The sequence below is a fragment of the Dietzia sp. DQ11-44 genome, assembly GCF_014145205.1.
Taxonomy (GTDB): Bacteria; Actinomycetota; Actinomycetes; order Mycobacteriales; family Mycobacteriaceae; genus Dietzia; species Dietzia natronolimnaea.
Genome location: NZ_JAALEC010000229.1, coordinates 1 through 5,945 on the forward strand (window position 1 = coordinate 1; position 5,945 = coordinate 5,945).

General features: G+C 70.7%; 5 protein-coding genes. All 5 read right to left on the reverse strand.

Annotation, left to right across the window (positions count from 1 at the left end; translation table 11 throughout):
- Positions 1-183: 183 nt before the first annotated feature.
- Positions 184-531, reverse strand: a complete 348-nt coding sequence (locus G6018_RS06625) for a DUF3054 domain-containing protein (protein ID WP_182639213.1) — start codon at positions 529-531, stop codon at positions 184-186.
- A gap of 20 nt (positions 532-551) precedes the next feature.
- Complete coding sequence (locus tag G6018_RS06630) at positions 552-1,862, reverse strand: YbhN family protein (protein ID WP_179523593.1); 1,311 nt, start codon at positions 1,860-1,862, stop codon at positions 552-554.
- Between the two features lie 64 nt (positions 1,863-1,926).
- Positions 1,927-4,482: an MMPL family transporter gene (locus tag G6018_RS06635; RefSeq protein WP_182639212.1), complete on the reverse strand. Its 2,556-nt coding sequence runs from the start codon at positions 4,480-4,482 to the stop codon at positions 1,927-1,929.
- 12 nt (positions 4,483-4,494) lie between these two features.
- Positions 4,495-5,169 (reverse strand): NYN domain-containing protein, encoded by a 675-nt coding sequence (locus tag G6018_RS06640; RefSeq protein WP_179523595.1) that lies wholly within the window; start codon positions 5,167-5,169, stop codon positions 4,495-4,497.
- A gap of 37 nt (positions 5,170-5,206) precedes the next feature.
- Positions 5,207-5,887: a tRNA (guanosine(46)-N7)-methyltransferase TrmB gene (gene trmB / locus G6018_RS06645; protein WP_187700315.1), complete on the reverse strand. Its 681-nt coding sequence runs from the start codon at positions 5,885-5,887 to the stop codon at positions 5,207-5,209.
- Between the last annotated feature and the right edge of the window lie 58 nt (positions 5,888-5,945).

Genomic DNA, 5,945 nt, shown 5'->3' on the forward strand with positions numbered 1-5,945 from the left:
CGCCGGCACCCGTCCTCGATCCCGCCCCCGCCCCCGTCGCCGGAGGACGCGCGGAACCGGTCACCATCGTGGTCCCGGAGGGACTGCCCGCCCCGGACGGCGTCCGACTGCCCGAGACCGTCACCGTCCCGGCCCACATGCTCGACCAGATCCCGCCCGAGTTCCGCTAGGGGTTCTGACGAGCTAGGCCGACCGGCGCCGGGACACCGCCGCGCGCAGCGCCCGCCAGCCCAGGAGGAACACCCCGGTGGCGATCGCGGCCACCACCATGAAGCTCCAGTGCGGCACCCGTCCGTCACCGATCCCGCGGATCAGCATCCCGCCGACGAGGGTGGCGACCCACACCTGGACACCCGACCGGATGGTCCCGGGGTCGCGGCGCGTGGCGAGCACCACGACCCACCCCACCACCAGACCCACCAGGAACGGCCACGCCGTCCCCCACACCTGCCCGATCCCGAGGCCCTCGGAATGGGCGCCGCGCCCGAAGGTCGCGAACACCCCCACGAGCACGGCGTCCAGCAGGAACATCAGCGGCAGGGCCACTCGGCTCACCTATCCCTCTCGTCACGGTGCTCGCCGCCGCCCAGCGAGCAGGAGGCCTCACCCTCCCCGGCGTCCCGGGTCCCGTCCTCCCGGACGCGCAGGAGGGGGATCGGCCCGGAGTCGCGGGGGACGGTGGCGCGCCACGGCGTGCCCCTCATCGGCCACATCGCGGCGAGACCGGCGGGCGGGGCGGCGATCACGGCTGGTTGGTCGGGGTGGAGGCGGGGCGACGACGACGAGGCGTCCTCGCGCGGGGTGTCGTCCTCCGCGGGTTCGGCATCCGGATCGATCTCCACCGCACCGCGGTAGAAGAGGAAGAAGACCACCCACCCCGCCAGCGCCACGAGGACGAAGCTGACGATGCGGTAGAGGAACACCGCCGCGAACGCCTGGTGCGCACCGAGCCCGCCCGCGGTGAGCGCGGTGATGAGCGCGAACTCGACCGTTCCCAGACCACCGGGGGTGATCGGCGCGGAGGCCACGATCTTGCCGGTGACGTAGGCGATACACAGACCGCCGATGCTGGGCTGGGCGCCGACCGCGTGGGCGGCCGCCCACAGGCAGCCGATGTCGGCGACCCAGTTGAGGAGTGAGAACGCGAAGGCCTTGGAGAACTGGGTCTTGGTCATCTCGACCGCCTCGGCCTGCTCCACGATCTTGCGGACCCCGGTCGCACCGTGGTCGGCGGGCCGGCGGCGCCGGGCGTTGACCCACGCCAACAACGACAGCAGGGCCTCCTCGATCCTGTCGGGGTTCCTGGCGGCCCACTGCACCACCACCACGATCGCCACGAGGCCGATCGCGGACACCATCAGCAGGAACGGGTTGGACACACGGCCCACCAGGAAGAAGCCCATCAACGCGAGCAGCACGATCCCCACCGTGGACAGCACTCCGGAGATCACCAGTTGCCACGACGCCACCACCCGGGTCGCGCCCCACTGGCGGGTCTTCCGGTAGGTCAGGGTGGTTCCGAAGACCTGCCCGCCGGGGATGCAGGTCGAGAACGCGTTGGCGGAGAAGACCAGACCGACGCTCGCCCAGTGCCCCACCCTGACGCCCGCCGACTGCAGCAGCACCTTCTGCACCGAGCCGTAGCTGGACATGGAGAGGTAGGAGAACACCAGCGCCACCGCGACCCAACCCCAGTGCGGGCTGGTGACCGCCGAGAACCCCTCGGCGAAGAACGGCATCTGCCCGCGGAGCCAGTAGAGGACGAAGCCCAGGACGGCCAGGGTCGCCAAGGCCTTGAACCAGGGGTTGACCAGGACCACCCGGACACGACGGCGCAGGACGGCGCCCCGGGTCCCCTTCATCCCGCCACCATAACCCGCGGACCGGCCTCGGCCCAGGTTCACACTCCGGAGGTCGGGCGGGGCCTCACGCGTCGCGATCCCGTTCCCTCTCCCGCTCCCGCTCCTGCCGGAGCCGGGCGATCAGCTCCGCGGCGGGGATCTTCTCCCCGCCGCCCCCGTCCCGACGACGGTGCTCGGGCCGGGGCGCGGTCCGGAGGTCGGGTTCGGGCTCGCGCACAGGTTCGGGCGCGGGTTGGCGCACAGGTTCCGACTCGCGCACAGGTTCCGGTTCGCGCACAGGTTCCGCTTCGGGCTCGCGCTCGAGGAGCCCCACCGCCGATCCCGGCGCCTGCGTCCCCTCCGCCACGGAGGGTCCGTCAGTGGGGCTCCCCGCGACAGGTCCGGCGGGTGCGGTGTCAGGGACGCCCGTCTCCGTGACCCTGACCGGTCCCGCCGACCCGACCCGGGCAGGGCCGCCCTGCAGGTGTTCGGGCTCGTCGCCGATCTCGGCCTCGCCCAGGCCGATCCGCTCCTGGACCCGCTTCATCCACCGGGGGGCCCACCAGTTGTCGGTGCCCAGCATCTGCATGACCGCGGGCACCAGCAGCATGCGGATCACCGTGGCGTCGATGATCAGGGCGGCGATCATGCCGAACGCGATGTACTTCATCATCACGATGTCCGAGAACGCGAACGCGCCGGTCACCACGATGAGGATCAGCGCGGCCGAGGTGATGATCCGACCGGTGTTGGCCACGCCGCTGCGGATGGCCTCGGCGGTCCTGGCGCCCCGGGATCGCGCCTCGACCATCCGGGACACCAGGAACACCTCGTAGTCCGTGGACAACCCGTAGATGATCGCCATCAGCAGCACCACCACGGGCGAGGTGAGCGGCCCCGGTGTGAAGCCGAGCAGGTCGGCGAGGTGCCCGTCGACGAAGATCCACGTGAGGATCCCGAGCGTGGCGCCCAGGCCCAGCAGGTTCATGATCGCCGCCTTGATGGGCAGCACCAGCGAGCCGAACGCCAGGAACATCAGGATCGTGGTGGCGACCAGCACGTACAGCACGAACCACGGGAGTCCGTCGACCAGCGCGTCGACCGAGTCGGACTCCATGGCCGGGTTCCCGCCCACGTGGACCTCGGTGCCGGCGGGGATCGGGAACTGCTGCAGGTACTCGACGGTCTCGGCCGGTGAGTTGCGGTCGACCAGACCGGACTGCAGGACCACCACGTCGCGGCCCTGGTCGTCCTGTTGTCCGGACCGGGCGAACTGGAACGGACCGGTGAGCCCGGGCGCGTTGTTGGCCTCGGCGCGGATCTGCGAGAGCGTGGTGCCGTCCGATCCGATCACGACGAGCTTGATCGGGTCGGTGCGGGTGCCGGGGAAGTTCTGGTCGTACTGCTCCTGCGCCACGCGCGTGGTGTTGTCCGGCGGGAGGTAGGTCTCGTTGATGCCGCCGAACTTGACCCCGGAGAACGGGATGATGAGCGCCACGAGGACCACCACGACGGGCACCGCCACCGCCACCGGGTGCTTCATCGAGAAGTCGGCGACCCGGCCGAACAGCCCGTTCTCCACCTGCTCGCGGGTGCGGTGCCGCTGCAGGCGCGTGATGCCGAGCATGTCGACGCGGTGCCCCAACATCACCAGCACCGCCGGGAGCAGCGTCACCGACAGCAGCGCGGCCAGGATGACGGCGGCGATCGCCCCATAGGCCACCGACTTGAGGAAGTCCTGCGGGAAGATCAGCAGCCCGGACAGGGTCACGCCCACCATGACGGCCGAGAACACCACGGTGCGGCCGGCGGTGGCCACGGCTCTGCGCACGGCGACGACCGGTGGGTACCCCTCGGCCATCTCCTCCCGGAACCGGCTCACCACGAACAGGCCGTAGTCGATCGCCAGCCCCAGGCCGATCAGCGTGACCACGTTCTGGGCGAACGAGTTGACCGGCACCACCAACGACAGCAGGTGCAGGGCGCCGATCGACCCGAGGATCGTCAGGATGCCCACGGCCACCGGCAGGAACGCGGCCACCACGCCGCCAAACACCACGATGAGCAGGACGAACACCAGGGGCAGCGCGATGAGCTCCGCCCGGACGAGGTCGGCGTCCATGCCGTCCTGCAGCGCTCCCGCGACCGCCTGGACGCCGGCGACGTCGGTCTCGATGCCGTCGACGTCGATCCGGTTCTCGATCACCCGGAAGTTCTCGAGGATCTCCTCCTCCTCGCCCGCCAGCTGGATCGAGGCCACCGCGATGCCCTCGTCACGGTTGACCAGGGCGGGGGACTGGTTGTAGACGAAGCTGGTCACGCCGGTGACCTCGTCAGGGAACTCGTCGCGGATCGCGTCGAGCGAGGCCCGGACGGGGTCCTGGAACGCGGGATCGTCGACCGTGGTGCCCTCGGGGGCGTGATAGGTGACGACGACGTCGCCGAGCGCGTCGCGGCCGTACGCCTCCTGCTCGAGCCGCTCGGCGGTCGCCCACCCGCTCTTCGGGTCCTCGAAGCCCCCCTGACCGAAGGCGTTGCCGAACATGCTGCCCGCGACGCTGAGGGCGGCCATGACCAGGACCATGAAGAGCAGGACGGGGACGCGGCGGCGGGCGACGAACCCTCCGAGTGAGTTGAACACGGCTGCGCGCTCCTAACGCGAGTTGAGCAGGGCGGTGAGCGGCCGGAGCGGCTGCAGCCAGGCACCCTCGTCGGGCAGGTTCTCCAAGCTGACCCGGGGCAGGGGCTCCCGGAACACGCCTGGGATGTCCTCGAGGTCGAGGAATCGGATCGTGTCGTGCTGGACGGCCCAGGTGGCGTGCTCCCGGAACCCGATGACGGTGACGGGGACCTCGTCGGCGAGCTCCTCCAACGGCTCGCGGAACGCCTGGCCGTCGGCGGAGGCCACCACGACACCGGCGAGCCTGCCGGACTCGGCGCGCCGGTCGATGTGCTCGAGCATGTCGTCGTCGACATCGGAGTCTTCGCTGGTCTTGGGCTTGGCGAAGACGGCGAAGCCGACGTTGCGCAGGGCCTCGACCCAGGGGCGGACGTTGTCCGAGGTGCCCGGGACGATGTTGGTGAAGACGGTCGCCTCGGCCTCGAGGGTGTCGTTGGTGGTCACCGACAACTCGGCCGCGTACCCGAGCAGCCACCGCCCGAGCGCGTCGAAACGGGGACGGTACACGGCCGTGGGACGGCCGCCGAGGATCGAGCCCAGGCCCATGTCCACGTTGGGGGCGTCCCAGACGAGCAGCACCAGGCCCGGGGCGTCGGGCGGCACCACGTCGGAGAGGTCGTGGGCGTCCGGTCCGTCAGGTGGGGTCATCGTCTGCTGCCTCGGTCTTCTTGTAGATACGGGGTTGTCAGTCTCTACGACGCCAGAGGAACTCGTTGATCACTCGCTCCTCCTGCAGACCCTTGCCCTCGAACTTCGTCACGGGTCTTTTCAGACTGAACGGTACGTGTCCGGCCCCGGTCGTGGCGTCGAGCCGCTCGAGTGAGGGTTCCGCGTCGCCGGTCTCGGCGATCCAGTCGGCATAGTCCGCGTGGTCGGTGGCCACGTGGAGCACACCGCCGGGACGGAGGCGCGAGGAGATCAGTTCGAACGTGCCCGACTGCAGGAGCCGCCGCTTGTGGTGGCGGGCCTTGGGCCACGGATCCGGGAAGAACACGCGCACGCCGGTCAGGCTCGACGGCGCGATCATGTTGGTCAGCACGTCCACCCCGTCGCCGCGGATCATCCGGACGTTCTCGAGCCCCTCGCGCAGGATCATCCCCAGGAGCTGGGCCAGACCCGGCTGGTAGACCTCCACCGCGATCACGTCCACGTCGGGCTCGTCGGCCGCCATCGCCGCGGTCGACGTCCCGGTCCCGGAGCCGATCTCCACGATCAGCGGCGCGACGCGACCGAACAGGGCCTGCGGGTCGACGAGGTCGTCCGCCACGTTGCGGCCGTAGGTCGGCCAGTGTTCCTCCCAGTTCCGCTGCTGCCCCGGACGCAGGGTGCCGCGCCGGAACCGGTAGGCCGTGACCCTGGGGAACAGACGCGGGTCGTGGTCGGGGGTCGCACCGCCCCGGGTGTCGCCGTCCGGGGTGTCGCCG

Excerpts from the sequence above, each read along its gene's own strand:
- G6018_RS06625 (WP_182639213.1), bottom strand. The coding sequence starts at position 531 with ATGTTCCTGCTGGACGCCGTGCTCGTGGGGGTGTTCGCGACCTTCGGG.
- G6018_RS06630 (WP_179523593.1), bottom strand. The coding sequence starts at position 1,862 with ATGAAGGGGACCCGGGGCGCCGTCCTGCGCCGTCGTGTCCGGGTGGTC.
- G6018_RS06640 (WP_179523595.1), bottom strand. The coding sequence starts at position 5,169 with ATGACCCCACCTGACGGACCGGACGCCCACGACCTCTCCGACGTGGTG.